General features: G+C 35.1%; 47 protein-coding genes and 2 pseudogenes. 46 read left to right on the forward strand and 3 right to left on the reverse strand.

The window, feature by feature from the left end:
* Nucleotides 1–10: 10 nt before the first annotated feature.
* Both AC3WQX_RS02055 and AC3WQX_RS02060 read right to left on the reverse strand, forming a co-directional pair.
* Entirely contained in the window at nucleotides 11–472 is a 462-nt protein-coding gene (locus tag AC3WQX_RS02055) for an ImmA/IrrE family metallo-endopeptidase (RefSeq protein WP_492739748.1), read from the reverse strand.
* An 11-nt stretch (nucleotides 473–483) separates the two neighbouring features.
* Entirely contained in the window at nucleotides 484–813 is a 330-nt protein-coding gene (locus tag AC3WQX_RS02060) for a helix-turn-helix domain-containing protein (protein ID WP_002469947.1), read from the reverse strand.
* A 193-nt stretch (nucleotides 814–1,006) separates the two neighbouring features.
* On the opposite strand from AC3WQX_RS02060, the gene AC3WQX_RS02065 reads away from it, so the two are divergent.
* From AC3WQX_RS02065 to AC3WQX_RS02080, 4 genes are all read left to right on the forward strand, one after another.
* Nucleotides 1,007–1,246 (forward strand): helix-turn-helix domain-containing protein, encoded by a 240-nt coding sequence (locus tag AC3WQX_RS02065; protein WP_492739750.1) that lies wholly within the window; start codon nucleotides 1,007–1,009, stop codon nucleotides 1,244–1,246.
* A 15-nt stretch (nucleotides 1,247–1,261) separates the two neighbouring features.
* Complete coding sequence (locus AC3WQX_RS02070; RefSeq protein WP_049307539.1) at nucleotides 1,262–2,218, forward strand: ParB N-terminal domain-containing protein; 957 nt, start codon at nucleotides 1,262–1,264, stop codon at nucleotides 2,216–2,218.
* Nucleotides 2,215–2,985 (forward strand): DUF6551 family protein, encoded by a 771-nt coding sequence (locus AC3WQX_RS02075; RefSeq protein WP_023350560.1) that lies wholly within the window; start codon nucleotides 2,215–2,217, stop codon nucleotides 2,983–2,985. Before AC3WQX_RS02070 ends, AC3WQX_RS02075 begins: the two co-directional genes overlap by 4 nt.
* Nucleotides 2,986–3,067: 82 nt before the next feature.
* Nucleotides 3,068–3,244 (forward strand): hypothetical protein, encoded by a 177-nt coding sequence (locus AC3WQX_RS02080; protein WP_023350559.1) that lies wholly within the window; start codon nucleotides 3,068–3,070, stop codon nucleotides 3,242–3,244.
* A 213-nt stretch (nucleotides 3,245–3,457) separates the two neighbouring features.
* Here the strand turns inward: AC3WQX_RS02080 and AC3WQX_RS02085 are convergent, their stop codons facing one another.
* On the reverse strand, nucleotides 3,458–3,634 hold the full coding sequence (locus AC3WQX_RS02085) for a hypothetical protein (RefSeq protein WP_023350557.1): 177 nt from the start codon (nucleotides 3,632–3,634) through the stop codon (nucleotides 3,458–3,460).
* An 82-nt stretch (nucleotides 3,635–3,716) separates the two neighbouring features.
* On the opposite strand from AC3WQX_RS02085, the gene AC3WQX_RS02090 reads away from it, so the two are divergent.
* From AC3WQX_RS02090 to AC3WQX_RS02295, 42 genes and pseudogenes are all read left to right on the forward strand, one after another.
* The gene (locus AC3WQX_RS02090; protein ID WP_023350556.1) at nucleotides 3,717–3,911 is read left to right on the forward strand and encodes a hypothetical protein; all 195 of its coding nucleotides are present in this window, start codon (nucleotides 3,717–3,719) and stop codon (nucleotides 3,909–3,911) included.
* 101 nt (nucleotides 3,912–4,012) lie between these two features.
* Nucleotides 4,013–4,180, forward strand: coding sequence for a hypothetical protein (locus tag AC3WQX_RS02095; protein ID WP_023350555.1), 168 nt, complete (start codon nucleotides 4,013–4,015; stop codon nucleotides 4,178–4,180).
* 3 nt (nucleotides 4,181–4,183) lie between these two features.
* A complete protein-coding gene (locus tag AC3WQX_RS02100) occupies nucleotides 4,184–4,396 on the forward strand; it encodes a DUF771 domain-containing protein (protein ID WP_002436465.1) in 213 nt (70 codons plus the stop codon).
* 477 nt (nucleotides 4,397–4,873) lie between these two features.
* Nucleotides 4,874–5,092, forward strand: coding sequence for a hypothetical protein (locus AC3WQX_RS02105; RefSeq protein ID WP_023350553.1), 219 nt, complete (start codon nucleotides 4,874–4,876; stop codon nucleotides 5,090–5,092).
* 21 nt (nucleotides 5,093–5,113) lie between these two features.
* Nucleotides 5,114–5,395 (forward strand): hypothetical protein, encoded by a 282-nt coding sequence (locus tag AC3WQX_RS02110; protein WP_023350552.1) that lies wholly within the window; start codon nucleotides 5,114–5,116, stop codon nucleotides 5,393–5,395.
* Nucleotides 5,361–5,582 (forward strand): DUF2483 family protein, encoded by a 222-nt coding sequence (locus tag AC3WQX_RS02115; protein WP_023350551.1) that lies wholly within the window; start codon nucleotides 5,361–5,363, stop codon nucleotides 5,580–5,582. Before AC3WQX_RS02110 ends, AC3WQX_RS02115 begins: the two co-directional genes overlap by 35 nt.
* A complete protein-coding gene (locus AC3WQX_RS02120) occupies nucleotides 5,575–6,228 on the forward strand; it encodes an ERF family protein (RefSeq protein ID WP_023350550.1) in 654 nt (217 codons plus the stop codon). Before AC3WQX_RS02115 ends, AC3WQX_RS02120 begins: the two co-directional genes overlap by 8 nt.
* Complete coding sequence (gene ssb / locus AC3WQX_RS02125; protein ID WP_023350549.1) at nucleotides 6,221–6,634, forward strand: single-stranded DNA-binding protein; 414 nt, start codon at nucleotides 6,221–6,223, stop codon at nucleotides 6,632–6,634. Before AC3WQX_RS02120 ends, ssb begins: the two co-directional genes overlap by 8 nt.
* Before the next feature lie 13 nt (nucleotides 6,635–6,647).
* Entirely contained in the window at nucleotides 6,648–7,328 is a 681-nt protein-coding gene (locus AC3WQX_RS02130; RefSeq protein WP_023350548.1) for a putative HNHc nuclease, read from the forward strand.
* A complete protein-coding gene (locus tag AC3WQX_RS02135; protein WP_037560596.1) occupies nucleotides 7,315–8,070 on the forward strand; it encodes a conserved phage C-terminal domain-containing protein in 756 nt (251 codons plus the stop codon). The genes AC3WQX_RS02130 and AC3WQX_RS02135 overlap by 14 nt, the downstream gene beginning before the upstream one ends.
* Nucleotides 8,071–8,080: 10 nt before the next feature.
* Entirely contained in the window at nucleotides 8,081–8,851 is a 771-nt protein-coding gene (locus AC3WQX_RS02140) for an ATP-binding protein (RefSeq protein ID WP_002470008.1), read from the forward strand.
* Complete coding sequence (locus tag AC3WQX_RS02145; protein WP_002469952.1) at nucleotides 8,845–9,000, forward strand: hypothetical protein; 156 nt, start codon at nucleotides 8,845–8,847, stop codon at nucleotides 8,998–9,000. Before AC3WQX_RS02140 ends, AC3WQX_RS02145 begins: the two co-directional genes overlap by 7 nt.
* 2 nt (nucleotides 9,001–9,002) lie before the next feature.
* The gene (locus AC3WQX_RS02150) at nucleotides 9,003–9,248 is read left to right on the forward strand and encodes a DUF3269 family protein (RefSeq protein ID WP_002469995.1); all 246 of its coding nucleotides are present in this window, start codon (nucleotides 9,003–9,005) and stop codon (nucleotides 9,246–9,248) included.
* Nucleotides 9,249–9,256: 8 nt separating this feature from the next.
* Complete coding sequence (locus tag AC3WQX_RS02155; RefSeq protein ID WP_023350546.1) at nucleotides 9,257–9,667, forward strand: DUF1064 domain-containing protein; 411 nt, start codon at nucleotides 9,257–9,259, stop codon at nucleotides 9,665–9,667.
* Nucleotides 9,657–9,848 carry a hypothetical protein gene (locus AC3WQX_RS02160; RefSeq protein WP_023350545.1) on the forward strand — a complete coding sequence of 64 codons (192 nt, stop codon included), beginning with the start codon at nucleotides 9,657–9,659 and terminating at the stop codon, nucleotides 9,846–9,848. Before AC3WQX_RS02155 ends, AC3WQX_RS02160 begins: the two co-directional genes overlap by 11 nt.
* Nucleotides 9,849–10,196, forward strand: a complete 348-nt coding sequence (locus AC3WQX_RS02165; RefSeq protein WP_023350544.1) for an SA1788 family PVL leukocidin-associated protein — start codon at nucleotides 9,849–9,851, stop codon at nucleotides 10,194–10,196.
* Nucleotides 10,197–10,394: a hypothetical protein gene (locus tag AC3WQX_RS02170; protein WP_023350543.1), complete on the forward strand. Its 198-nt coding sequence runs from the start codon at nucleotides 10,197–10,199 to the stop codon at nucleotides 10,392–10,394.
* A gap of 2 nt (nucleotides 10,395–10,396) precedes the next feature.
* On the forward strand, nucleotides 10,397–10,951 hold the full coding sequence (locus AC3WQX_RS02175) for a nucleoside 2-deoxyribosyltransferase (protein WP_023350542.1): 555 nt from the start codon (nucleotides 10,397–10,399) through the stop codon (nucleotides 10,949–10,951).
* Complete coding sequence (locus tag AC3WQX_RS02180; RefSeq protein ID WP_023350541.1) at nucleotides 10,935–11,132, forward strand: hypothetical protein; 198 nt, start codon at nucleotides 10,935–10,937, stop codon at nucleotides 11,130–11,132. The genes AC3WQX_RS02175 and AC3WQX_RS02180 overlap by 17 nt, the downstream gene beginning before the upstream one ends.
* 1 nt (nucleotide 11,133) lies before the next feature.
* Nucleotides 11,134–11,559, forward strand: a complete 426-nt coding sequence (gene dut, locus AC3WQX_RS02185; RefSeq protein WP_049388193.1) for a dUTP diphosphatase — start codon at nucleotides 11,134–11,136, stop codon at nucleotides 11,557–11,559.
* Nucleotides 11,560–11,595: 36 nt separating this feature from the next.
* Complete coding sequence (locus tag AC3WQX_RS02190; protein WP_023350538.1) at nucleotides 11,596–11,772, forward strand: hypothetical protein; 177 nt, start codon at nucleotides 11,596–11,598, stop codon at nucleotides 11,770–11,772.
* A 1-nt stretch (nucleotide 11,773) separates the two neighbouring features.
* A complete protein-coding gene (locus AC3WQX_RS02195; protein ID WP_002475527.1) occupies nucleotides 11,774–11,914 on the forward strand; it encodes a DUF1381 domain-containing protein in 141 nt (46 codons plus the stop codon).
* 5 nt (nucleotides 11,915–11,919) lie between these two features.
* Nucleotides 11,920–12,090, forward strand: coding sequence for a transcriptional activator RinB (rinB, locus tag AC3WQX_RS02200; RefSeq protein ID WP_002469957.1), 171 nt, complete (start codon nucleotides 11,920–11,922; stop codon nucleotides 12,088–12,090).
* Nucleotides 12,091–12,160: 70 nt separating this feature from the next.
* Nucleotides 12,161–12,577 (forward strand): DUF722 domain-containing protein, encoded by a 417-nt coding sequence (locus tag AC3WQX_RS02205; protein ID WP_492739757.1) that lies wholly within the window; start codon nucleotides 12,161–12,163, stop codon nucleotides 12,575–12,577.
* A 277-nt stretch (nucleotides 12,578–12,854) separates the two neighbouring features.
* A complete protein-coding gene (locus AC3WQX_RS02210) occupies nucleotides 12,855–13,196 on the forward strand; it encodes a phBC6A51 family helix-turn-helix protein (protein ID WP_049307394.1) in 342 nt (113 codons plus the stop codon).
* A complete protein-coding gene (locus AC3WQX_RS02215) occupies nucleotides 13,189–14,481 on the forward strand; it encodes a PBSX family phage terminase large subunit (RefSeq protein ID WP_023350535.1) in 1,293 nt (430 codons plus the stop codon). The genes AC3WQX_RS02210 and AC3WQX_RS02215 overlap by 8 nt, the downstream gene beginning before the upstream one ends.
* 13 nt (nucleotides 14,482–14,494) lie before the next feature.
* On the forward strand, nucleotides 14,495–15,991 hold the full coding sequence (locus AC3WQX_RS02220) for a phage portal protein (protein ID WP_492739759.1): 1,497 nt from the start codon (nucleotides 14,495–14,497) through the stop codon (nucleotides 15,989–15,991).
* A 6-nt stretch (nucleotides 15,992–15,997) separates the two neighbouring features.
* Nucleotides 15,998–16,948: a minor capsid protein gene (locus AC3WQX_RS02225; RefSeq protein WP_049399435.1), complete on the forward strand. Its 951-nt coding sequence runs from the start codon at nucleotides 15,998–16,000 to the stop codon at nucleotides 16,946–16,948.
* A gap of 19 nt (nucleotides 16,949–16,967) precedes the next feature.
* Nucleotides 16,968–17,513: a hypothetical protein gene (locus tag AC3WQX_RS02230; protein WP_023350531.1), complete on the forward strand. Its 546-nt coding sequence runs from the start codon at nucleotides 16,968–16,970 to the stop codon at nucleotides 17,511–17,513.
* Nucleotides 17,506–17,649, forward strand: a complete 144-nt coding sequence (locus AC3WQX_RS02235) for a hypothetical protein (protein WP_002436512.1) — start codon at nucleotides 17,506–17,508, stop codon at nucleotides 17,647–17,649. Before AC3WQX_RS02230 ends, AC3WQX_RS02235 begins: the two co-directional genes overlap by 8 nt.
* Before the next feature lie 252 nt (nucleotides 17,650–17,901).
* On the forward strand, nucleotides 17,902–18,516 hold the full coding sequence (locus AC3WQX_RS02240) for a capsid assembly scaffolding protein Gp46 family protein (protein WP_023350530.1): 615 nt from the start codon (nucleotides 17,902–17,904) through the stop codon (nucleotides 18,514–18,516).
* A gap of 16 nt (nucleotides 18,517–18,532) precedes the next feature.
* Nucleotides 18,533–19,447, forward strand: coding sequence for a phage major capsid protein (locus AC3WQX_RS02245; RefSeq protein ID WP_023350529.1), 915 nt, complete (start codon nucleotides 18,533–18,535; stop codon nucleotides 19,445–19,447).
* A gap of 22 nt (nucleotides 19,448–19,469) precedes the next feature.
* Nucleotides 19,470–19,739 (forward strand): hypothetical protein, encoded by a 270-nt coding sequence (locus AC3WQX_RS02250; RefSeq protein ID WP_023350528.1) that lies wholly within the window; start codon nucleotides 19,470–19,472, stop codon nucleotides 19,737–19,739.
* A gap of 1 nt (nucleotide 19,740) precedes the next feature.
* Entirely contained in the window at nucleotides 19,741–20,070 is a 330-nt protein-coding gene (locus AC3WQX_RS02255; protein ID WP_002436519.1) for a phage head-tail connector protein, read from the forward strand.
* On the forward strand, nucleotides 20,067–20,369 hold the full coding sequence (locus AC3WQX_RS02260; protein WP_492739763.1) for a hypothetical protein: 303 nt from the start codon (nucleotides 20,067–20,069) through the stop codon (nucleotides 20,367–20,369). Before AC3WQX_RS02255 ends, AC3WQX_RS02260 begins: the two co-directional genes overlap by 4 nt.
* Nucleotides 20,369–20,617: pseudogene (locus AC3WQX_RS02265) on the forward strand (HK97-gp10 family putative phage morphogenesis protein); the annotation flags it as partial. The gene AC3WQX_RS02260 and the pseudogene AC3WQX_RS02265, both read left to right, overlap by 1 nt.
* Nucleotides 20,618–20,740: 123 nt before the next feature.
* Nucleotides 20,741–21,427 carry a hypothetical protein gene (locus AC3WQX_RS02270; protein WP_023350525.1) on the forward strand — a complete coding sequence of 229 codons (687 nt, stop codon included), beginning with the start codon at nucleotides 20,741–20,743 and terminating at the stop codon, nucleotides 21,425–21,427.
* Nucleotides 21,428–21,599: 172 nt separating this feature from the next.
* Nucleotides 21,600–21,710: pseudogene (locus AC3WQX_RS02275) on the forward strand (HK97-gp10 family putative phage morphogenesis protein); the annotation flags it as partial.
* 10 nt (nucleotides 21,711–21,720) lie between these two features.
* Nucleotides 21,721–22,110 (forward strand): hypothetical protein, encoded by a 390-nt coding sequence (locus AC3WQX_RS02280; protein WP_023350524.1) that lies wholly within the window; start codon nucleotides 21,721–21,723, stop codon nucleotides 22,108–22,110.
* A 46-nt stretch (nucleotides 22,111–22,156) separates the two neighbouring features.
* The gene (locus AC3WQX_RS02285) at nucleotides 22,157–22,711 is read left to right on the forward strand and encodes a phage major tail protein, TP901-1 family (protein ID WP_002436441.1); all 555 of its coding nucleotides are present in this window, start codon (nucleotides 22,157–22,159) and stop codon (nucleotides 22,709–22,711) included.
* A 62-nt stretch (nucleotides 22,712–22,773) separates the two neighbouring features.
* Nucleotides 22,774–23,133, forward strand: a complete 360-nt coding sequence (locus tag AC3WQX_RS02290; RefSeq protein ID WP_023350523.1) for a tail assembly chaperone — start codon at nucleotides 22,774–22,776, stop codon at nucleotides 23,131–23,133.
* 41 nt (nucleotides 23,134–23,174) lie between these two features.
* Nucleotides 23,175–23,519, forward strand: a complete 345-nt coding sequence (locus AC3WQX_RS02295) for a hypothetical protein (RefSeq protein WP_023350522.1) — start codon at nucleotides 23,175–23,177, stop codon at nucleotides 23,517–23,519.
* The last annotated feature ends 9 nt before the right edge of the window (nucleotides 23,520–23,528 follow it).

The raw sequence follows: 23,528 nt of genomic DNA on the forward strand, positions 1-23,528 counted from the left end.
TCTCCTTTGTTTATATTTCTTTATATTTAAAAACCCTCAACGGATCAAATGTAATTAAGTATTCTCCGTAGTGAGTTCCAATACCATATTTATTTTTGTAATGATTCAATATTTCTAATACGTGTTCTTCACTTAATTGAACATATTCAGCTAGTTCATATAAGTTATTAACACCATAGTTATGCGCCTCCACAATAATGCGTAAAGGTAGAGCAGCTTCATATCCGTAACGCCTAGCGTAGTTTTCAAATTTGCGGTTTATATCTTTAGATTGATCTAAGATGTTTCCATATGTAAGTTTGTGATGTGCTAGTTCTTCGTATAGCACTTCGGCTTTGCGTGTTTCGGAAAGGTTGCGTTTAATTAGAATTAAATCGCCTAACCATAAACCGTGTGAGTCATTAGGCATAACATCTGTTTCTCTGATTTCTATATAGTCATGCTCTATTAACATTTTTTCATATAACCCCATAAAAACACCCTTTATTTACGTTTACTTCTTATAAAATCAGCATAATCTAAAACTCGTTGCCATTCGTCATCAGTTAATTCGCCTTCAAGATGAGCTGCACGATGTTGTGGTTGTTCATGTTGTTGTTCACTTTTATCAAAACCAAGTAAATATTCTGTACTGATACTAAGTGCTTTTGCAAAATCTTCTGAACGATTTAATGGGAATTCTCTAGTTAAATTTAAATAACGTGATACAGCAGATTTAGCAACTCCAACACGACGAGCCAATTCACTAAGTGACATATCTTGTTCTTTCATAGCTGATTTAATTATTGTGATTATTTCATCATTATTTCTCATTTTAAGTATCTCCTGAATAAATATATTGTTCTTTCATGTGAACAATTAGATTATATCATCGTTCCCAAATGAATACAATATATAGGTAGAAAAAACTTTTTTGAATTTTTATAAGTAAAAAGTGTTGACTAACGGGAACGACACATGTTAAGTTATATACAGTTCTCAAACGAGAACGAACGGAGGTGACAATATGATACTCAACTTAAAAAGATTGAGAGCAGAAAGAATAGCTTGTGGAATAACGCAAGATGAGATGGCGCACAAGATGGGGTGGAAAACAAGAACTCCGTACGCTAAAAGAGAAAACGGTATTGTAGATATTGGAGCGAATGAGTTTATTAAAATGGCCAAAATATTAGGTTATGAAACAAACAATTTGGATATTTTTTTTACTCAATACGTTCCCGAAAAAGAACGACAAACGACTTAAAGGAGGTGAGTTTAATTGAAAGAAATAGAAAACATTGAAATAAGAAAACTTAAGTTTGATGAGTATATCAACCAACTGGTTCCAGAAATGACGAAAAAAGAATTTAATGACCTAGTAGCTAATATCGAAATGCAAGGTCAACATACACCAATCCACATCAACTGGGATAACACAGTTTTAGATGGTCGACATCGGATTAAGGCCTTAAAAGAATTAGATGTTAGTACAGTGAAAGCTATTAGAGAAAATCTTGAAAAAGATGAAGCACTTAAATTTGTGAGAGATACCGCAGTGGAACGTAGAAATCTAACAGCTAATCAAAAATTGAATATAGTTCTAAGTGCTAAGGATTTAATTAGTGACATTCAAGAAAGGGCGAAAGAAAAAAGACGAAAAGCAATGAGTAAAGCTCATCAAAACAATCCGAATAACCAAAAAAGTAACAGTTTTGGTTCAGCTGAACCAAAACAGTCAGAAATTGCAAAAGAAAAGGTTTTAGATACTGGTAAAAAACCTAAAGTTAATCAATTCGATAAACCAGTTCACGAGAACAATGAAATTGCAAAACTAGCTGGCGTTAGTAAATCAACGGTGGTTAGAGCGAAAAAAGTTAAACGTGAAGATCCTGAAACTTACGAAAGAGTCATCAAAGAAAATAGTGGCTGGAATAAGGCCTATAACGAACTGCCATCAGTTAAAAACAAAGAGTATCAAAAGAACCTCAAAAATAAACGTATAGAGGTGGAAAGCGAAGTGCCTAATGAAGAACTAGAACTATTAGCTCAATCTCAAACTTTAATAAAAAGATTTCAAGATTTAGCATTATGCACTAAAAATTCAAGTGACATTGAAAAAGTAATAAATAAAGCTTTAAAAACAGATTTTGAAGATATTAAAGAAGCTTATTTCAAAGTAGAAAGATTATTTTCATTAATTGGATTAAAAATTGAAACAAATGGAGGAACTAAATGATGAAAAAATTAAATGATTTTCCAAGCAGAACAGAAAAGGTAGTAATTAATCAATTGGGAGTAGATGAAACATATCAACGACCAGTATCAAAAGCTAAAGTAAATAAAATTGTTAAAAATTTCAATCCTATCGGAATGGGACCAATCCTAGTATCAGAAAGAGAAGATGGAAGTCTTTGGATATTTGATGGTCAACACAGAGTAGAAGCATTAAAAATTCTAGGTGAATTAGTTTGGGAAGTAACAATTTATTCTGGAATGACATTAAAAGATGAAGCCACTGCATTTAGATTATTACAAGAAGGTTCTAAAGCGAATGCAGCTGAACGTTATGTAAGTGAATTGGCTGCTGGTGTAAAAGAAACTATAGCAATCGAAAATCTATTAAATCAAAACGGATTTACCGTTAAAAGAGGTAGTTCAAAATACACTATCCAAGCTGCAGATACTGTTAAAGAAATTTACAGAAAATATGGCCCTAAAAATCTTAAAGACACAGTTTGTTTGATTAGAGATTCATTAGGAACTCAACAAAAAAATTATATAGCTGTAGTTTTATTAGGTGTTTCAGAATTTATCGAACAATATCCAGAACATGATAGAAAATGGATCGTCAGAAAGTTAAACGAAGAAGGTTTAAATTCTTTCAAATATAAAATCGAAGATTATCATCGTTCTACTGGAAAAACAAAAAAAGTTGCGACTGTAAAGACGCTGGTACGAATTTACAATCACAACAAAACTAAAAGACTACAATTAGCAGATTAAATAACAACCTAATTATACCACATGAGGTGGTGTAGAGCCACCTCTCACATTCGAACAAACAAATTAAAGGAGGAAATTATAAATGACTAAAAAATTAACAATCAATTACGGAGTATCTGACCATTCAGAAATTAAAAAGGAAGTTAAAGAAATCGAAGAAGCGACAAAAGATTTAGATTTTGATGATATTCACATCGAAATTGGTGTAGCACCAAAACCTATTGTTGATGATTATCAAAAGTTTGAGGAGGAGCAATAAATGTTTTCTATAATCATAAGTATTTTAGCGATAATTGTTTCGATAATGACAGTGCTAATGATTTTAAACGATAAGTAAGGAGGCATAACATGAATGTTTTATACAAAACAACCCTCCTCATCACAATGGCAGTTGTGACGTGGAAGGTCATGAAGATTGAAGTAAATACTAGAAAAACGACAATTAATTTTACAAACAATAAAAATGTTAAAACTACTCGTCGTTTTGGTTCTTCTCAACAAAAGCTCTAGCATGTTCAAACGCCATTAAATATACAGCAAATGCTTCATCAAGCATATCTTGTTCGCTTTCATAATTACTTGGTTTGAATTCTTGAGTACTTAAATATGCATTTGCAAATTGTTGAGGGTCGAAATAAATTTTGTCCACATTGTACACCTCCTTTCATAAGGAGATAAAAATATTATACCAAACTGCACAATCGAACAAACAAATTAAGGAGGGCTAATAAATGCATGAACAAAATAAAAAAGTCATCTATTACTACTATGACGAAGAAAGTAATAGACGACTACTCTCGATAGGAAATTTGGATACAAATTTGTTAATAGATATCAAAGCAATTATAAAGTTTTATAAACAGAAAAATCCTAATATGGATAATCTTTACATTCAGATAGACGGTGTTGAATTTAAATTATTCTAATCCAAGTAGTTTTTTAGAAATAGATGAAGCTAGTTGGAATATTCCAGGATTAGCAGAAGAATAACCCACATTCGAACAAACAACTTAAAGGAGCGAATAAAATGAAAAGCTTAAAAATTCAATACGGAGTACCTAAAGCATCAAAAATCAAAAATGCAGTAAATGAAATTGAAGAAGCTATCGAAGATTTAAATTATGACGCAATCGATATAGAGATAGGTATAGCGCCTAAACCAATCATCGAATTCGATGAAGAAGAAGAGGGATAACCTATGACAAAGACTTGGTGGAGTATGGAAGATTTGGAAAATGAAACAGGACGTCGAAGACGTTGGTTAAAAGATAACATCTTAGATATACCTGCATTTAAAGAAGAAATTAAAAAGTTTGGTCATTATCCAATAAACAAAAATGATGAATACAGATTCGTAGGTAGCAAGATGAAACAATTTCTTGAGGATAACTTCAAAAAGATATTTGGATAGGAGGATTAAAGTGAGTAAATTACAAATAATTAAAATAGCACTCCTAACAGCACTTTTGATCGAGGGAGTTAGGAATGCTAAGAAAACTAATCTAAGAAAGAAACAGCAGAAATCTTTTGAACGTCGATTGCAACAATATCTACATTGACGCGTTCATAATTACCAACTATTGATACATCTTTTAAAAACAAAGTATCAATTTCTAAAGAAGAAGTCGGTTTTTAACGTCTAATAACATAGCATTGATTAAATTTTGATAATAATCATCTTCTTTATCTTTTTTTTGAAGGAGTACCAATATACATTACACCATCGACAACAATAAAAATATCTTTATTGAGTTTTATCGCTAAATCAAAAGAGTTAATTATTGTTTTTAAATTCATTCTATTCACCACCCACTATCGCAGTAGCGATAAAAGAATTATAGCACGATAACATGGAACAAAAATTTAATCGTAAAAGGGAGGCTACAAGATGAAGTACTTACTAAGTTACATGACGATGTTTATCGCAATGATCATCACATTAATTTTAGGAGGTGGTTTTACAACAATTATAGGCGTTGCGATCTTAGTTTTTATCGCAAGTACATTCTTTTGGAATGAGTGGTTAAAAGAGAACGAAAAAAAGACTGAAAGACGCGTAAACGTCAAACAGTCGAAATTAAGTAATTGGGATATTTTACATTACTAATATACAAGTGGAGGAGAAAAAATGCAAGAGGTAATCACAGTCAAGATGACTAGAGAAGAATACTCTCAACTAATCAAGAGCCAAACAAATTTAGATTTCTTGCAAAGCGATTACGATTTTTTAAACAAACGTTACGAAGATATGTGCGATAGGTATTTTGAACTTAGAAAAGATTTCAGAAAAGCTATAGAATCGTGCAAAACACAAAGTGAAACAATCAAAGTCATGGAGAAAACAATAGACATGCTGCATAAAGGAGTGATTGGGATTGAAAGAGACAGTGACATATATCATCAAGCGTAAAGATAATGATCTATATATTACTAACATACCTAGCCATAATTTCCCTGCGATTAAATACTCAACAGAGTTCAGAGATGCTAAGGAATTCAACGGAATAGATAGAAGTTCAATAGATATGACTGAACACAAAGCTATCAAACGTACGCACATAGAACAAGATATATATGAGGAGATTGAGTATGACTGAACAACTTAATTTATACCAAAAAATAGCTGATGTTAAAGCTAACATAGATGGCTTTACAAAAGATACGAAGGGCTACAACTATTCATATGTTAGTGGATCACAAGTATTACACAGAATACGCAACAAGATGATTGAACATAACTTGCTGTTAGTGCCTTATACAGAAAATGAAGAAATAATCGAAACTATAAACGCAAAAGGCAAAACAGAACACATCGTTAAATTGAAATTAACTTATAAATGGATTAACGCAGATAACCCTCAAGAAGTATTGGAGGTTCCTTTCTTTGCAGTAGGCCAACAAGATGATGTATCTAAAGCGCACGGTACAGCACTAACATATGCAGAACGTTATTTCCTAATGAAATTCTTCAATATTCCAACTGATGAAGATGACGCAGACGCAAAACAAAAGCAAGAAAAGTACAACAAAGTAAGTAGTCAAACAGTCGGCGTTCTAAAACAAGAAGTACTTAACTTTGTTGACCTAATGAAATCGCTAAATAAAGAAGTATCTCAACAGCAAGCAGAACAAACTTTTGGCATACAAGACTACACATCAATGTCTGAACAACAGGCAGTGAACACAATTACAAAAATTCAAAATATGGCTAACAAATATAAGGAGGCAAAAACAAATGATTAATCGTTTTATAGGTGTAGGAAGATTAACAAAAGATCCAGAATTCAGAACAACGCCAAATGGTGTCAGTGTGACAACTTTTACAATCGCAGTGAATAGAACGTTCACTAATGCTCAAGGAGAGCGTGAGGCTGATTTTATTAACTGTGTAACGTTCAGAAAACAAGCTGATAACGTAAATAAGTTTTTAACAAAAGGGTCACTTGCAGGCGTTGAAGGTCGCATTCAAACGCGTAGTTACGAAAACAATGAAGGTAGACGCATTTTTGTCACTGAGGTTGTGTGTGATAGCGTTCAGTTTTTAGATACAAAAAATAACAACGGAAATAATAACCGACAACAAACAGAACAAACGCAACAAGAGAAACCATTTGATAATGGCAACGATTTTCCTGACCTTCCTTTTTAATGGACTGATATAGATGGCGAAAATCAAAAAATACATTACACAGGATGACGGAAATACAACCGTTGTCATAGAAGGTGTAAACCTAGGAGATAAAGAAACTTTATTTCTCGATAACGGCTTAGAAGTTCAGTGCGATGTTGTCATTGAAGACCTATACAAAATATCAAGTGAACAACGTAAAAAGATATTTGCAATGTGCCGTGACATTGAATTGTACTGGGGCGAGCCAGTCGAATCATTAAGACAGAGATTTCAAACTGAATTAGAAATTATGAACGGTTACGAACATATAAGTTTAAGTAACTGCTCAATGAAATTAGCACGTGAATTAATAGAATTAATCATTGCGTTTATGTTTCATCATCAAATACCTATGAGGGTGGAAACGAGCAAGTTATTAAGTGGCGATAAAGCAATGTTGTACTGGGCTACAGTTAACCGTAATTGTATTATATGCGGAAAGCCAAATTCAGACCTTGCACATCATTATGCGATTGGTAGAGGTAAGAACCGTAAGACAATGAACCATTATGGATATGAAGTGTTAGCGCTATGCAGAGAGCATCATTCAGAACAACACAACATAGGCGTAGACACATTCGATAAGAAATTCCACTTAGAAAATAGCTGGATAAAAGTTGATGATAAATTGAACGCAATGCTCAAGGGAGTGAAAGACAATAGCAATATTTAGAACTATTAAAGAAAGCGGTGACTTTGTTACTGTACACAAATCATTCATATTTGATAGTGAATTAAGTGCTAAAGCAAAAGGTATTCTACTTTACTTTTTAAGTAGACCAGATAACTGGCAAATATACACATCAGAAGTAGTAAAACATATGAATGACGGTCAGAAGTCAATAAACAGTGGCATACAAGAATTAATCAAAAGGAATTACGTTCATAGAATGCAAAAAAGAACTGAAAACGGCATATTTAACGGATATGAATATTTAGTTTATGAACGACCTACCGAAATGCCATTTTCGGAAAACGGATTATCGGAAAACGGATTATCGGAAAACCGAAAAAGGCGAACTACTAATAATAATAGAACTAATAATGATTTTAATAATAATGATGATACTTATAATGATGGAAGAATATTGTTGAGCACCTCGACTGCGGATCAAATCCCGTACAAAAAAATCATTGATTATTTAAACGATAAAACAAACAAACACTATAAACACACTACTGGTAAGACAAGACGATTTATAGAAGCGCGTTGGAATGAGGAATTTAATTTAGATGATTTCAAAAAAGTCATTGATGTTAAAACAACGGAGTGGTTAGGAACAGAACAAGAAAAGTATCTACGACCTGAAACGTTATTCGGTACTAAGTTTGAGGGTTACCTTAATCAAGAGTTACAACCTAGTGGCGTAGATCAACTCGAAAGAATGAAGTACGACCCTAGCTACTGGGATTAGGAGTGATTGAATGCAATCAATGGAAAGCCTAGCCAGAAATATAAAGCCCAATAAAAACATTGTTGAAGAACAGCACAACCTATTATGTGAGAAATGTGGCAATCGTTATGACTATTACAAGTTTAGTAACGGACATGAATTTAAACATGGTTGTGATTGCTCAATGATACAAGCTGGTAAAGAGGCAGAAAAAAAACGTAAACAAAAATACATCAATAGTATTTTTAATCAATCCAACGTTAACTACTCGTTACACGACGCAACAGTTAACAATTACAAACCACAAAACGAACAACAAGCACACGCTAAAAATACGGCTATAGAGTACGTCAAAACATTCTCGGTGGATAAACCTAAGTCATTAATATTACAGGGCTCGTATGGTACCGGAAAAAGCCATATAGCCTATGCCATAGCAAAGGCAATAAAAAATGAAGGTTATTCGGTGGCATTTATGCACATTCCAATGCTTATGGAACGTATTAAAGCGACTTACAACAAAAATGCGACTGAGACGACGGATGAACTCGTTAAGTTATTAAGCAATATAGATTTGCTTGTACTAGATGATGTAGGCGTAGAAAACACAGAACATACACTCAATAAGCTATTTAGCATTGTAGATAACAGAGTAGGTAAAAACAATATCTTTACTACTAACTTTAGTGATAAACATTTAAATCAAGATATGAATTGGCAACGTATCAATTCGAGAATGAAACATAACGCTAGGACAGTAAAAGTGCTAGGCGATGACTATAGGGAGCGTGACGCATGGTAACGAAAGAAAACATCAAAGAGATATTAAAATGCAGTGATCTATACGCTCAAAAAATGATTGATTGGGCAGAAGATGATGAGGAACTAAACAACTTAATCAATAGAAAGTTAGAAGAAAAAGCATACAGACAACCGATTGTGGAGGTGTAGTGATGGGGCTACGTGAGGGATATAAAGACAAATATTACTTATACACCATAGACGGTTGGAAAATGTGTAGTGTCATACCTTTAGCAGAAGATGTATTCAACATCGGCAACTATGCAGGTATGCACTTTCAAAAGGTATTCAATGGCAATGTAACAAAAGAAGAGCTTAACAAGTTAAAACGTAAATATAAATTGTATCGCAAGGAAGAATTACAACAACAAACCACGATTGATGACTATTTATTTTGAGGTGAATCATGAGTAAATACAACGCTAAGAAAGTTGAGTATAAAGGAATCGTATTCGATAGCAAAGTCGAATGTGAATATTACCAATATTTAGAAAAAAAGATGAATGGCGTGAGATATAACCGTATCGAGATACAACCGAGATATGAGTTAATCCCTAAGTTTGGGGATCAGAGAAAAACCGAATACATCGCAGACTTTGCTTTATATCTTGATAACGACTTAATAGAAGTCATTGATGTAAAAGGTATGGCAACAACTACAGCAAAGTTGAAAGCTAAGTTGTTCAGATATAAATATCCTGACGTCAAGCTCACATGGATATGTAAAGCACCTAAATATACAGGTCTTGAATGGATTGAATATGACGAATTAATAAAAGTCAGACGAAAGAGAAAGAGGGAGAAGAATGGAAATTAGAGAGGAAATAATCACAGTAAACGCTACAGTGAAAATCAAAGGCAAGTTTCCGGCACGGCTTAATAAGCATTCTAATTTAGAAGATGAAAAAGAGAAATTACTCGATGTGATTGCGGAGAACCCAGAAAAAGAATTGATGAACGAGAATTTTGAATTTGTAGATTTAATTGAGGTGGACTAAATGAAAAACATTAGAGTAGGTAAACAAACTTTTGTGATGACTGAAAAAGATGAAATGAAAATGGAAGAAAGCGGAATAAACATGTTCTCTTTGAGACAAAGAATAAATAAGGGCTGGGATTTTTACGACGCAATTGAAGCGCCAGTCGGTATGCGTCGCAAAGAGTGGAATGCATTAAAAAGAATGGAACGAGCCGAAAGTTTAAAAGAACATATCCAAAGACGAAGAATGGAAGAACTAAGACGTAAGAAACCTCACTTGTTCAATGTACCCCAAAAACATACGCGTAGTGATTATTGCAGTTACTTAATGGAAAATGACATATTTCCAAAAAAGGTGGTTGGGTAAATGGAGGGAGTTTCATTTCATGAATTGCAGGTTGGCGATAACATTTGGTTTAAAAGTCCATATACCTCATTTAGCCACTGGGGGACTGTAGAGAGCCTTAATTATAATTTTGAGGGTAAATCATACGTGAATGTAAAAGTGGGCGTAGAAACGGTTCTGAGAGCTTATGAGAACTACACATTTATTAAGGAGGATTAACAATGATCTATTTAGGTGGCGACATGCTGAGTATAGGACAACAAATGCGACGTGAGTGGGAGAAACAAGAGTTACAGCGATTAGGTTTTAAAGTCTACGCACCACATGACGATAAAGACATAAACGATAAAGAAAATGCTAAGCAAGATAAACTAGCAGAACGTATTGTGGCTAACGATACATTAGGCATGGAAACAAGCGATGTAATGATATTTGACTACTTACCACATGCACAAGGGACAATTTGCGAAATGGGGTATGCACAGCACCTTAAAAGAACAAGTGAGAAAGATATTAAAATTTATGTTCAATGTACTGACATCAGACAAGGAACAGGTCATATACCAGACGAACAAGACAGAATGGAGTTCAGTATCAATCAATATGTGTATGGCGTAATTATGGATATTACTGACGGTAGAGGTATTCAAACGTTTGATGAGATAGCAGTAACTGTATTATCTGAAGATAATGATGTAATAAAAAACATGAATAACATAGTAACTAAAATAGTTATTAATAATTTGGAGCGTGGTAGTGATGACAATCGAAACTGAACGAATTTATGAAATTAGTAGAGAACAATTTTACGGTGTGTTTCAAAATGCTTATCCATATACTGCAGTAATAAGAGGGGAACAATCAGGTCAAATATCATGCCCTATTGCGATTATAGAGTGGGAAAACGAATTGAAAGAAGTATCACCACACCAAGTCAAATTTAAGGAGGACGAATAAAATGACTAACACATTAGAATTTAAAAAATTATCAGATAACGCAACAAAACCAACACGAGCTAATGAATTTGACTCCGGTTTGGACTTATATGTATCAGAAACAATCACTATTCCAGCGCATACAACAACAATAGTTAAAACAGATATAGCAATTAATTTACCTTATGGGTATGAGGCACAGGTAAGACCTAGATCGGGTAAATCACTTAAAACTAAATTACGTGTAGCACTAGGAACAATAGACAAAACTTATCATAAAGAAATAGGTATCATCACAGACAATATAGGTGATGAAGACATCACAGTAGAAAAAGGTGAAAGACTAGCACAGTTAGTTGTAGTACCAGTTGTATATCCTACACCCAAAGAAGTTAAGGAGTTTGAAAATGAAAGTGACAGAGGCGCATATGGAAGTACAGGAGAATAAAGATATATTAGAAAAAGTAAAAGAGGTGTTAGGGAAATGATAGGGCTTATCAAAGAACTTACAGATACATTTAGTATGAGCGAATGGAATGTAGTGTGGATTGACGATGAAGGTAAATCGCATGGTAAACGTTTTTACTGGAAGACAGAAGCTAGAGAGTTTTATGACAGTTTACCATATTATCAAAAACGATTAGAAAGAGTGAGTTGGTAAAATGACACAATTCTTAATCAGAGAATTTACGGATAGCACAGGTCATATCCACACAAACATTGAGAAAGCGCGCACAAACGAAACTCTCTCTATTGTGGAGGCAGAGAGTAAAGAACAGGCAATTAATAAAATTAAGGAGTGAACAGAATGATTAAACGCATATTAAAGATTTGGTTTACTATTGCTATGTATGAGTTAGGTAAGTGGTTGGGTAGAGAGTTGTATTACAAATTGAGTGCGAATGACGAAGTGGATAAGGCGCCGAATGATTATGCGAATGAAAGTGACCAATATGATATTAACGGAGTGAGACAATGACAGGTTGGATTGTACTTATACCTATCGTTTATCTCATTTGGATTGTAGTTAAGTCGGAGGAGGGTAAGAAGTGATAACAATTGAAAAACACGATATAAAAAAGCTAGAAGAATATATTAAGCACGTAGAACGGTACAGAAAAGAAATGAAAATATATGAATATGAAATTTTGGAAAATCATGAGCCTGAAAACATCGGCGCAGGTAAAAGCAATTTGCCAGGTAATCCAGTTGAAAGAGAATCTGTCAAGAAATTAAGTAACAAGAGATATAACACGTTAAGAAATATTGTTAACGGTGTAGATAAACTTGTGAATGAGGCAGATGAAGATACACGTGATTTAATCAATAAGAGATATTGGGAGTGTCCTATTGGTTGTTATCACTGGGAGGACTTAGCAGCATACTTCGGAACAAATAAAACTAGCATTTTACGTAGACGTGACGCGATGATTGAAACACTAGCCAATTACATAGGCTATGTGTAAGTGGACTTTTGATATATATAAGTCCTCTAAAAAACGAGTTATTATGATATTGTGAAGATGAACACTTCACAACATAAATCACCCTTATTAGATATAAGTCTTAAACCTTTCTAACATTTTTACTCCTTGAAAAAGTGTATTGAGTTATTATTTTCTCCTAAGTAGCCTATCCGATAGAAAAGTCGGGTAGGTTTTTGTATGCTGATATGACATTCGAAACGTGTGATATGAGTGTATAAACGCTTTAATATTCTTTAATTTGGAGGTGATTTGAGAAGTGAACTCAAAACAATTGAAAGCAATCGCATTAATGGTGGAGGGCAACTTAAATCAAAAGCAAATTGCCGAAGAGTTAAATGTGTCCGTTCAATCTATAATAGCGTGGAAGAAGAAGCCAGAATTTCAAGAGGAGTTACTTAATGCTGAACGTAATCTACTAAAAGGACTGACAAGCAAAGCGATTAAGACGATGGAAGATTTATTGACTGCTAAAAGTGAGTTGGTTAGATACAACGCAGCAAGTGACATCTTAGACAGAACAGGGCATAAGCCTACCGATAAAGTTGAGGCAGAAGTAATTACTCCAACCTTCGTAAGTGATGTGCCAGCCGATGACTGATAACAAAGTAAGTATCGCTAAAACCATCGGCGGTGGGTACAACGAGTTCTGGCACAACAAAAACTTTTATCGTGTTGTAAAAGGTAGTCGTGGTAGTAAGAAATCTAAGACAACTGCGCTTAACTTTATTTATCGTTTAATGCAGTACGAGTGGGCTAACTTGCTTGTAGTCAGACGTTTCAGTAATACAAACAAACAATCAACATATACAGATTTGAAGTGGGCTACTAACCAATTAGGTGTAACCCACTTATTTAAGTTTAACGATAGTTTACCAGAGATTACTTACAAGCCAACTGGCCAGAAGATACTATTTCGCGGAATCGATGATCCGTTAAAGATTACATCAATCACTGTGGATAAAGGGATATTGAGTTGGTGTTGGATAGAAGAAGCGTATCAAGTTGAAACCTACGATAAATTTGCAACACTTGTTGAATCTATTCGTGGTAGCGTCGATAGTCCTGATTTCTTCAAACAAATTACAATTACATTCAACCCTTGGAGTGAGCGTCACTGGCTTAAACCTACATTCTTTGATGAAGATACTAAGCTAAACAATACCTTTTCATACACGACAACCTATCGAGTGAACGAATGGCTTGATGAGGTCGATATTGCACGTTATGAGGACTTGTATCGTACAAACCCTAGACGTGCAAGAATTGTATGCGATGGGGATTGGGGCGTTGCTGAGGGGCTTGTGTTTGATAATTTTGAAGTGAAAGAGTTTGATTGGTTGAAAGTGTATAAACGAACACAAGAGAAAGCGCACGGAAGTGATTTTGGGTTTACTCACGACCCGACAACATTAATCAGCACCGTTGTGGACATAAAGAACAAAGAATTGTGGATATACGACGAACACTATGAAAAAGGTATGCTCACTGATGAGATATATCAAATGTATGTAGATAAAGGATATAAAGATGCGCTTATTGTTGCAGATAGTGCAGAGAAACGTTTGATTGCAGAGATTAAGCGTAAAGGTATTCCTAACATTAAACCATCAATTAAAGGTCAAGGTTCAATCATGCAAGGTGTTCAGTTCATACAAGGTTTCAAGATATATGTACATCCAACTTGTGTGCATACGATTGAAGAATTGAACACTTACACGTTTGACCAAGACAAAGAAGGTAATTGGTTAAACCAACCTATCGACAGAAACAACCATTTGCTCGATGGATTACGCTATTCCCTAGAACGTTTCCATTTGCCTCATAAACAAACGAAAGCAAACGTTAGGAAGAATATTAGCACAATCAAATCAATGGGCTTATAAGGAGGGATAACGCTTGTTAAAAGTAAATGAATTTGAAAGAGATGCAGAGTACCGACAACATCGAGATAAGATATATAGACGTGATGCAGTAGAAACATATCGTTACGACGGTAACTTAAACGATTTATTAGATGATTACGATTTTATAAGTGAATGTATTGAACATCATTTAGAAGCGCAGGTACCTAGATTGCAAATGCTTGATGATTACTATCAAGGACTTAACTTCAACATCTTGCGTAATCGTAGACGTAGAGAAAGACATTTAGCAGATAACCGGGCAGCACATGATTTTGCGTCATATATTGCTGATTTCATTAATGGCTATTGTTTCGGCCATGCAGTACAAGTACAAACAGAAGATGAAAGTACACAAGAGAAGATTAACGGACTACATAAGCTGAACGACATCGACACACATAATCGTTCAATCGGTTTAGACTTATCTATCTTTGGTCGCGCTTATGAGTATATTATCCGTAATCAAGATGATGAAGTGAGATTATACAAATCTGATCCACGCAATACATTTGTGATTTACGATAATACGATTGAACAGAATAGCTTAATTGCAGTGAGATATTGGCAAACAGCCATAAGGGAACAAGAAGATACAGACATTTATAATGTGGATGTTATTACACCTAACGCAACTAACTTCTTTATTGCGAATAAATCTACTAACTTGAAGTTAGAAGAACGTAGACCAGCAGAACCGCATTCATTCGGTAAAGTTACAATCACAGAGTTTAGCAATAATGAAAAGCGTCGTGGAGACTTTGAGAAAGTTATCCCACTTATCGACTTATACGACAATGCACAATCAGACACAGCTAACTACATGAGCGATTTAAACGATGCGATGTTACTTGTTGTCGGCAATATAGAATTAGATAGCAATACAGCACAATTACAAAAAGATGCGAATGTGTTCCACCTAGTGCCGCCTGAATATACAACAATGGACGAGAAAACGACTGAGGGCAATGTAGACGCTAGATACATCTATAAAGAATACGATGTAAATGGCGTTGAGTCATATAAAGACAGAATTAGTCGTAACATTCATATGTTCACTAATACACCAGATATGACTGATGAGAACTTCTCAGGCAATCAATCAGGTGAAGCAATGAAATACAAGTTATTTGGCCTAGAACAACGTACAGCAATCAAAGAAGGTTTATTCCGAAAAGGTTTGCGTAGACGTTACAAATTAATCGGTCAAATTATGAGTATCAATCGAGAGTTAAATAGCGATGCTATTCGTGACCTTACATTTACATTCACTCGTAACATTCCTAAGTCAATTAAAGATGAAATGGATATGTACTTACAAGCTGGTGGAGAACTAAGTAATCAAACATTAATGTCGCTAGTATCATTTATAGATAACCCTCAACAAGAAATGGAACGCATCGAAAACGAAGAAGATATCCAACTTCAAAAGTCAGATGAACGTATCTATAACAGACAGGGTATAGACAACCAAACTGATATTAAGGAGTGATAGTCTATGTCCTACTGGCAAGATAGAGCGAATGAAATCATTGACGAAGAAAGTAAGTCGGATTATGAGATTGCTCAAGAGATACAACGTATTGTCGATGAAATGAATGAAGATATCGAAAATGAGATCCATCGTTTCTATGTGAGATACGCAACAAGCGAAGGTATCACATTAACTGAAGCTAAGAAGAAGATTGATGCAGTGGATGTACAGATGTTCCAACAGAAAGCGAAGCAGTATGTTGAGAATAAAGATTTTAGTGACAAAGCTAATGCTGAATTAAGAGCCTACAACACGAAGATGTATGTAAGTCGTGAAAAGTTATTACAAGCACAACTAGGACTTATCGTTACTTACGCATACGCTCAGATAGAACAATCTATGTATAACTACATGGAGAGTGCTTATTACAGAGCATTAGAGCAACAAGCAGGTATCTTAGGGGAAACACTCCGAGTATCTATCAATGACGTTAAAACAATCATATTCACACCTTTTGAAGGGCATAAATGGAGTACAAGACTTTGGTCAGATATGGACGTTGTTAGAAGACACGTACAAAAGACCACACGCCATGTATTACTACGTGGTAGACACCCTTATGAGTTTGTGAAAGACTTGCGCAAAGATACGGGAGCAACCACTTACAATATGAAACGTTTGTTAATCACTGAAACTGCTAGAGTACAAACACTAGCTTCTAAAAAGCACATGTTAGAGCAACATGGACAAGATGCAGAATATGAATATCATGCAAAACTAGATAGCAAAACAACAAAAACGTGTAGAGGTTTAAACGGTAAAGTATTCAAAGTTAAAGATATGCAACCGGGTGTAAATGCACCACCTATGCATCCATTTTGTAGGAGTGCTGTCGCACCATACATCGATCCTGATTGGCGTGATAAGTTCTTTGAAGAGCGCGAAGGAAGATATTTCGGAGGCGTTGTTAAATAATTAAAAGGAGGTGTCGTAATTGGCAGAAGATAATAATCTTACAAATACTCCGCCAGTTACTAACGAAGGTGTAGCAAAAGAAATCGTTGATAATTCCGTGGGGGATTATGAAGATGCTGATTGGGAAGAAGAAGAAGTGCTAGACACTGATTTCAGTGATGAAGAAGATGGCATGTATGAAGATGACTTCATGGAAGATGACGACGAATTTGAAGAAGATGAAAACTGGGAGGAAGAGTACGACTTTTCTGATGACTTTGATCAAGAGGATATAGAATTCTTAGAGGGTCTAGGCGGTCCTGAAGATGAATTAGAAGAAGAGTACGAAGAAGATTACGAAACAGAGGAAGGCTTATATGACGTCACTGAACTTGATGGTGATACAATCGACGAGTACGACAAGTATGACGAAAGTTACTTACAAGACAGGCTAGATGATGTTTACGATGAATACAATCAAATCTTCAACAAAGAGCCTTCTGACATCATTAAAGATAGTATGACAACACAAGAAAAGATAGACAAAATTGTAGAAGCTATACAAGAAGGTGACAGTGGTGTATAACGAACGTATTGCTGCAGCCCTTGAGGGCATTCACAAAGAACTCAAGCGTTTGAATGAAACAAACCCTAGTAACCGAGCACAAGAGAAAAAGAAAGAACCTGAGAAGAAAGAGTTTAAATCTAAAAACTTCATCTGAGGTGGTACTTATGTCAAAGCGTGAAGCAGTTGGTCCTGGCGTTACCGCGCCAATATCTCGTTGGTAGCATACGTTAGCTACTTGACCTTAGTACGTCATTAAACTGCTCAATACTAAAAATACTGAGCGGGCTTAAATGAAATGTGAATATCAAATAATATCTAGCGCACTAATCGGGCTTAATTGACTGATTGGGGCGCTATTTTTATGCGATTAAACATTGACTTTAGGACTGAACGGGAGGACTTAAAAATGAAATTAGATGACAAATACAAATTAAACTTACAATTCTTTGCTGAAGATGGCGAAGGCGATTCTGGAAAAGATAATGATGATAAAGTGCCAGAAAACGATGACGATAATCCGAATAAAGAAAGTAAGTTTACGCAAAGCGAAGTAGACTCACAAATCAGTAAAGCGGTTGAAACTGCACTTTCTAAACGTGAGCGTAAGCACCAGCAAGAACTAGAGAAAGCCAAAGAAGAAGCTAAAAAAGAGGCTGAAAGCTACGCAAAGCTAACTGAAAAAGAAAAGAAAGAAAAAGAGTACGAAAAACGTGAGAAAGCGCTAGCTGAAAAAGAAAAGCAATTCAAGTTACGTGAATTAAAAGCTGATGTAGAAAGTGACCTAAAAGAAAAAGGTTTGCCTACTTCGTTTGCTGAGTCTCTTATTCATTTAGAAGATGCAGAACAAATTAACGAAGTTGTTAAAGCAATCAAACAAGACTTTGATAACGCAGTACAAGAGCAAGTCAAAGAAGCTACACGTCAATCTACACCAAGTAATCAAAGTAGTAGTTTTGGCAGACAACAAGCAAGTGGCAAATCTATTCAAGAACTTGCGAACGAAAATAGAATTATAAAATAACGGAGGTAATTAATCTATGGCAGATGTTAAACCACAAGTATTTAACCCTGATCATGTAATGATGCACGAGCATAAGGAAGGGGAATTGTTAAACGACTTTAACCAACCTATCCTTTTAGACGTATTACAAAACTCAAAAATCATGCAATTAGGTAAATATGAAGATATGAACGGAAAATCAGAAAAGGAGTTCACGTATTGGGCCGATAAACCGGGTGCTTACTGGGTTGGTGAAGGTCAAAAAATCAGAACTACTAAACCTAGCTTAGTAAGTGCTAAAATGCGTTCTCATAAATTAGGTGTCATTGTTGTTACATCTCGTGAGTTCTTAAACTACACATACTCACAATTCTTCGAGGCAATGAAACCACAAATCGCTGAACAATTCTACAAAAAGTTTGATGAAGCTGGTTTATTAAACGTTGATAATCCATTCACTCAATCAGTAGCTCAATCTGTTGAAACTTCTGGAAACAAAGTAACTGGAGAAATCAACTTAGATAACGTATTAAAATTAGAGGATAAATTATTAGAACACGATGTAGAAGCGAACGCATTCTTATCTAAAACACAAAACCGTACAGCGTTACGTGGCGTTCGTGATGAAAACACTAACGAAAGTTATTATGATCGTTCATCTAATTCATTAGACGGACTTCCAGTAGTCGACTTAAAATCTGATGAAATCAAAAAAGGTGATTTATACGCTGGAGACTTTAACAAAATGTTCTACGGTATTCCTTACAATATGTCTTATAAAATTTCAGAAGATGGTCAATTATCTACTGTACAAAATGAAGATGGCTCACCAGTAAACTTATTCGAACAAGAATTAATTGCTTTACGTGTGACTATGGATGTTGCATTCCACATTGCAGACGATAATGCATTCGCTAAATTAACAGGCGGTAAAGCAGCTGAAACTGTCTAATTAATCTAAGGAGGTCTGACACATGGCTTATTCATACGAAGTGGTACGACCGTTTGTAGATGCAGATAGTAAAAAGCCTTATGAAGTTGGCGATATCTACCCTACTGACATTACAGATGAACGTATTACTCAATTGCTACATGCTGATAATAAATTCAACAAACAATATATTAAATTAGTTGTAGATGATAAGAATACAAAAGCAGAATTAATTGAAATCGCACAAAAACATGGTATTGAAGTATCTGAAAAAGATACGAAAGCAGACATCTTAGACACATTGGAGGGATAATATGGCGACATTAGAGAATGTTAAGCTATTACTCTCTATCAACGATAATGTTCAAGATGAACTATTAAAAAGAATAATAGATAACACTGAAAAGCGTTTGATTAGCTTACTTCCTAGCGATATGGAAACTATCCCGGATAGATTGGAATACATCGTGGAAGAAGTAGCAGTCAAGCGCTTTAATCGTGTTGGTGCTGAAGGTATGTCACAAGAAAGCGTAGACGGGCGTTCTAATACGTTTCAAGCAAACGACTTTGATGAATATATGGATGTAATAGATCAATATACGCCACGAAACTCAGATAAACGTGGGGCAGGTATTTTCTATTGAGATATAACAAGAGAGTCGTGTTTGCTAAGGAAACAAAAGGACAGTACAACCCTAAAACAAGTAGAACTGAGACATACGAAAAGCGCTATGATGCAATATCATGTAACATCAGTCCGTTAAGTCCACAAAAAACAGTGGTGCAATACGGAGACATCAACAAAGACATCAATGTCATACGTTTAAACGGTCATTTTGAGCCTACTGTGACACATGCTTATATCAATGATGCTAAGTATCAAATAACGAAACGAATTGACTATGAACACGATACAGTGTTCTACGTTGAGGAGGTTAAGTGATGCGTTTTAAGAGTGGTGGAGATTTAGACGACTTAATCAGAGAATTTGACCGAATGAACAACACTATTGATGACAATGTAGATGAAGTATTGCACGATAATGCGGTGAAATTTAGTACAGACACAGTTAAAACTGCTAAAGAAGTAATGAACAAAGGTTATTGGACTGGTAACTTAGCGAGAATGGTCGAAGATGCTAAAGAAGGACATCTCAAGTATGGTATCACTTCAAAAGCTGGATATTCGGGAAACGGAATCCCGCCTATGTTGGCAACAGCATAGTGAACAACCGGGCAATATCGGGGGAACTCTTTAATGTATTGGTGTTTTTTGAAGTCGGAACATGGTATAATATACCTAAGAGGTGATACCATGATCAAAAGAGATGAAAAAGGAAATATTGTTGATAACCCTAGAATTAAAGACAAGACAGGTCAGAGATTCGGGAGATTGGTAGTTAAGGAAATAGATTTGAATAAAGCATCACGAAAAACATTTTGGATATGTGAATGTGATTGTGGAAATGTTGTTTCGATTAGAAGTGATACTTTAGGTTCAACAAAATCATGTGGATGTTTAAAGAAAGAACAAGATTTTAAGAACTTACAATTAAAAGACAAACAGCTACACGGATTGACAAATCACCCAGCATATACACGATGGAATGCTATGATGCAACGCTGTTATAGAGCTAATTCTGAAAGATATCCAAGATATGGTGGACGAGGTATTAAAGTTTGTGATGAATGGCATGATGTTAAAACTTTTATAAAGTGGGCTGAAGAAAACGGTTTTTCAGAAGAATTAAGCATCGAAAGAATTGATTTAAATGGTGATTATGAGCCTAGTAATTGTAAATGGATACCTTTAGAAGAACAACGATGGAATACTTCTTATAATGTTTGGTATGAATATAAAGGTTTGAGATTAACAACTATGCAATGGACAAGAAAATTAAACATACCTATTAAAGAAACATCTAGCTACCGAAAGAATGATATTCCTTTTACTGACATTATTAAAAAATACTGGAAAGACAACCCCGAGATAACTGACTAGATTGCGAAAGGCTAGTCAGCATCGTAGAGCATACCAGATGAATAAATATAATTCTGGCACGAGTGTCCGGCAACCAATAATGGTTGCTTTTTTTATTGGTTGAAAAGATATGCCGACCTTACTGGTGACAGTAAGAAGTAGAGGATAAAAAGCCTTTACGATAACAATATGATTCCTTGAATACGGCACCAGATACATGGAACCGGAGACGTTTATGTTCCCGGTCTACCAAGAGTACACAAAGAAAGTCAGAGCAGACCTCGAAAGATTAATTAACGGTTAGGAGGTATGCGATGCGTCAATCAGTTAGTCTACAACTGTTTAACTTTCTGTACTCAAAATTCACTGATCTAGGTGTTCCAGTTATCCGTACGAGTGAACTCAATCAAGAATTACCTTATCCATTCATCGCTATTCAAGATATTAAAGACGATATCAATCGTTTAACTTTTGACAGTTACGGTGGCAGCCCTACTGCAACTATCCATATCTGGTGCAAAGATGATGATAAAGGTAAGAATGATGAACTTTATATGCAGGTTCAGTCAATTCTGCTAGATGAGATACAACTAGACGGATATACATTAACTACACCTCACATGAATGTGAACGAAAGTACAGAGCAAGATACAAACCAAGTGTTGTCACATACAACGATAAATGTAGAGTACGCAAGTCATTAAGTTGGCTTGCGTTTTTTAATACAAAAAATTAGGAGGTAGAGAACCTATGGCAATTAAACAAGGTACTGATGAATTAGTCTTAATCCGTAAAGCCGGAGACCGTAAAGATGCAAATAAAGTAATGTGGGTAACAGAATTAGAACGTGAAACAGAAAAAGACAGAGATACAGAAGCTACTGTAGATGGTCCTGTTAACTCTGGAGGTACATTAGAGTCAACAGTTACGATTAACTGCTACATGAATCAAGATGACACGTTATGTGATGAAATTGAAGATGCTACCGAAGAGGATATCCCTTATGAGTTATGGGTTATCAACAAAAGAGTTAAAAACAAAGATGGAAAATATAAAGCAGAGTATCGTCAAGGATACTGGAATAGTATTGATCGTACTAACGACGCTGAAGATATCGCAGAATTTGAAACTGAATTTGGTGTATATCTTAGAAAAGTTCGTGGTTGGGCAACATTACCAGAACAAATCGAGAAAAACAAAGCTGCTTATGGCTTCCACGATACTGTTGCTGCAGATCCAGCTGATGATGGTCTTGTGTCAGAAATTCCTCAACCTAACGAACCAAGCACAGCAGAAACTGTATAATATCGAGGGCTAAATGCCCTCTTTTTCTTTTTGACTAAATTTAAAGTGAGGTTATTAAAAATATGGAAATCAAATTTAACGGTAAAACAATTAAACTATCATTCGGATTAAAGTTTTTAAACATCATTGATAAAGAAATGGGCATGGAAGCAGAACAAGTTAATTTTGGTAAAGGTACAGAAATGTTAGTACCTGCACTAGAAAGCCACAGTGTAGTAGATGTCGCTAAAGTTATTAAAGCTGCAACTGCACAAGAAAAAGGAGCACCTAAAACTGAAGAAGATTTAGAAGTTGTTGTTGAAGATATTATTGAAAATACAGGGCTTGAAGAGTTTTGTAACGAAGTCATCGAGGAACTGGGAAAGCGTGTTTTAACCCAAAACCTCGTTCCGAAAAAATACAAAAAGAACAGCAAGAAGTAGACGAAGAAAGATTAACGTTTGATCGTATAGTTATCTTGTGCATGAGCAAACTGAAAATTTATGACCTAGATGTTATTGAGCAAATGACACTTAGAGAATTCAACTATCGTATGTATGCATTAGAGTATGAACAACTAGATAAAGATATGGATATGTACAAACTCGCTTTTGCTATTAGAGACGCAGCTGCAGAGAAAAAGAAACGTGGCGGCAAAAAAGGCGAGACAGAATATCGTTTCAAAAGCGCAAACGATATCATGCATTATCAAGAAAACATTAAACGATTAGACAGGGGCGAACCTATGAAATTCGCTTCTGAAAGCAAATTTGAGGAGAATATGCCTCCTAAAGATTTACTTCAACAAATTGCAGAACTTAATAAATAAGGAGGTGGG

The organism is Staphylococcus sp. FW104-15G4D, assembly GCF_058790135.1.

Excerpts from the sequence above, each read along its gene's own strand:
- AC3WQX_RS02080 (WP_023350559.1), top strand. The coding sequence starts at position 3,068 with ATGACTAAAAAATTAACAATCAATTACGGAGTATCTGACCATTCAGAA.
- AC3WQX_RS02160 (WP_023350545.1), top strand. The coding sequence starts at position 9,657 with ATGGAAATTAGAGAGGAAATAATCACAGTAAACGCTACAGTGAAAATC.
- AC3WQX_RS02100 (WP_002436465.1), top strand. The coding sequence starts at position 4,184 with ATGACAAAGACTTGGTGGAGTATGGAAGATTTGGAAAATGAAACAGGA.
- AC3WQX_RS02140 (WP_002470008.1), top strand. The coding sequence starts at position 8,081 with ATGCAATCAATGGAAAGCCTAGCCAGAAATATAAAGCCCAATAAAAAC.
- ssb (WP_023350549.1), top strand. The coding sequence starts at position 6,221 with ATGATTAATCGTTTTATAGGTGTAGGAAGATTAACAAAAGATCCAGAA.
- AC3WQX_RS02180 (WP_023350541.1), top strand. The coding sequence starts at position 10,935 with ATGACAATCGAAACTGAACGAATTTATGAAATTAGTAGAGAACAATTT.
- AC3WQX_RS02250 (WP_023350528.1), top strand. The coding sequence starts at position 19,470 with ATGGCTTATTCATACGAAGTGGTACGACCGTTTGTAGATGCAGATAGT.
- AC3WQX_RS02285 (WP_002436441.1), top strand. The coding sequence starts at position 22,157 with ATGGCAATTAAACAAGGTACTGATGAATTAGTCTTAATCCGTAAAGCC.
- AC3WQX_RS02105 (WP_023350553.1), top strand. The coding sequence starts at position 4,874 with ATGAAGTACTTACTAAGTTACATGACGATGTTTATCGCAATGATCATC.
- AC3WQX_RS02075 (WP_023350560.1), top strand. The coding sequence starts at position 2,215 with ATGATGAAAAAATTAAATGATTTTCCAAGCAGAACAGAAAAGGTAGTA.
- rinB (WP_002469957.1), top strand. The coding sequence starts at position 11,920 with ATGATTAAACGCATATTAAAGATTTGGTTTACTATTGCTATGTATGAG.
- AC3WQX_RS02280 (WP_023350524.1), top strand. The coding sequence starts at position 21,721 with ATGCGTCAATCAGTTAGTCTACAACTGTTTAACTTTCTGTACTCAAAA.
- AC3WQX_RS02065 (WP_492739750.1), top strand. The coding sequence starts at position 1,007 with ATGATACTCAACTTAAAAAGATTGAGAGCAGAAAGAATAGCTTGTGGA.
- AC3WQX_RS02155 (WP_023350546.1), top strand. The coding sequence starts at position 9,257 with ATGAGTAAATACAACGCTAAGAAAGTTGAGTATAAAGGAATCGTATTC.
- AC3WQX_RS02090 (WP_023350556.1), top strand. The coding sequence starts at position 3,717 with ATGCATGAACAAAATAAAAAAGTCATCTATTACTACTATGACGAAGAA.
- dut (WP_049388193.1), top strand. The coding sequence starts at position 11,134 with ATGACTAACACATTAGAATTTAAAAAATTATCAGATAACGCAACAAAA.
- AC3WQX_RS02060 (WP_002469947.1), bottom strand. The coding sequence starts at position 813 with ATGAGAAATAATGATGAAATAATCACAATAATTAAATCAGCTATGAAA.
- AC3WQX_RS02110 (WP_023350552.1), top strand. The coding sequence starts at position 5,114 with ATGCAAGAGGTAATCACAGTCAAGATGACTAGAGAAGAATACTCTCAA.
- AC3WQX_RS02175 (WP_023350542.1), top strand. The coding sequence starts at position 10,397 with ATGATCTATTTAGGTGGCGACATGCTGAGTATAGGACAACAAATGCGA.
- AC3WQX_RS02095 (WP_023350555.1), top strand. The coding sequence starts at position 4,013 with ATGAAAAGCTTAAAAATTCAATACGGAGTACCTAAAGCATCAAAAATC.
- AC3WQX_RS02245 (WP_023350529.1), top strand. The coding sequence starts at position 18,533 with ATGGCAGATGTTAAACCACAAGTATTTAACCCTGATCATGTAATGATG.
- AC3WQX_RS02120 (WP_023350550.1), top strand. The coding sequence starts at position 5,575 with ATGACTGAACAACTTAATTTATACCAAAAAATAGCTGATGTTAAAGCT.
- AC3WQX_RS02295 (WP_023350522.1), top strand. The coding sequence starts at position 23,175 with ATGAGCAAACTGAAAATTTATGACCTAGATGTTATTGAGCAAATGACA.
- AC3WQX_RS02240 (WP_023350530.1), top strand. The coding sequence starts at position 17,902 with ATGAAATTAGATGACAAATACAAATTAAACTTACAATTCTTTGCTGAA.
- AC3WQX_RS02195 (WP_002475527.1), top strand. The coding sequence starts at position 11,774 with ATGACACAATTCTTAATCAGAGAATTTACGGATAGCACAGGTCATATC.
- AC3WQX_RS02165 (WP_023350544.1), top strand. The coding sequence starts at position 9,849 with ATGAAAAACATTAGAGTAGGTAAACAAACTTTTGTGATGACTGAAAAA.
- AC3WQX_RS02055 (WP_492739748.1), bottom strand. The coding sequence starts at position 472 with ATGGGGTTATATGAAAAAATGTTAATAGAGCATGACTATATAGAAATC.
- AC3WQX_RS02150 (WP_002469995.1), top strand. The coding sequence starts at position 9,003 with ATGGGGCTACGTGAGGGATATAAAGACAAATATTACTTATACACCATA.
- AC3WQX_RS02290 (WP_023350523.1), top strand. The coding sequence starts at position 22,774 with ATGGAAATCAAATTTAACGGTAAAACAATTAAACTATCATTCGGATTA.
- AC3WQX_RS02170 (WP_023350543.1), top strand. The coding sequence starts at position 10,197 with ATGGAGGGAGTTTCATTTCATGAATTGCAGGTTGGCGATAACATTTGG.
- AC3WQX_RS02225 (WP_049399435.1), top strand. The coding sequence starts at position 15,998 with ATGTCCTACTGGCAAGATAGAGCGAATGAAATCATTGACGAAGAAAGT.
- AC3WQX_RS02190 (WP_023350538.1), top strand. The coding sequence starts at position 11,596 with ATGATAGGGCTTATCAAAGAACTTACAGATACATTTAGTATGAGCGAA.
- AC3WQX_RS02145 (WP_002469952.1), top strand. The coding sequence starts at position 8,845 with ATGGTAACGAAAGAAAACATCAAAGAGATATTAAAATGCAGTGATCTA.
- AC3WQX_RS02130 (WP_023350548.1), top strand. The coding sequence starts at position 6,648 with ATGGCGAAAATCAAAAAATACATTACACAGGATGACGGAAATACAACC.
- AC3WQX_RS02255 (WP_002436519.1), top strand. The coding sequence starts at position 19,741 with ATGGCGACATTAGAGAATGTTAAGCTATTACTCTCTATCAACGATAAT.
- AC3WQX_RS02215 (WP_023350535.1), top strand. The coding sequence starts at position 13,189 with ATGACTGATAACAAAGTAAGTATCGCTAAAACCATCGGCGGTGGGTAC.
- AC3WQX_RS02270 (WP_023350525.1), top strand. The coding sequence starts at position 20,741 with ATGATCAAAAGAGATGAAAAAGGAAATATTGTTGATAACCCTAGAATT.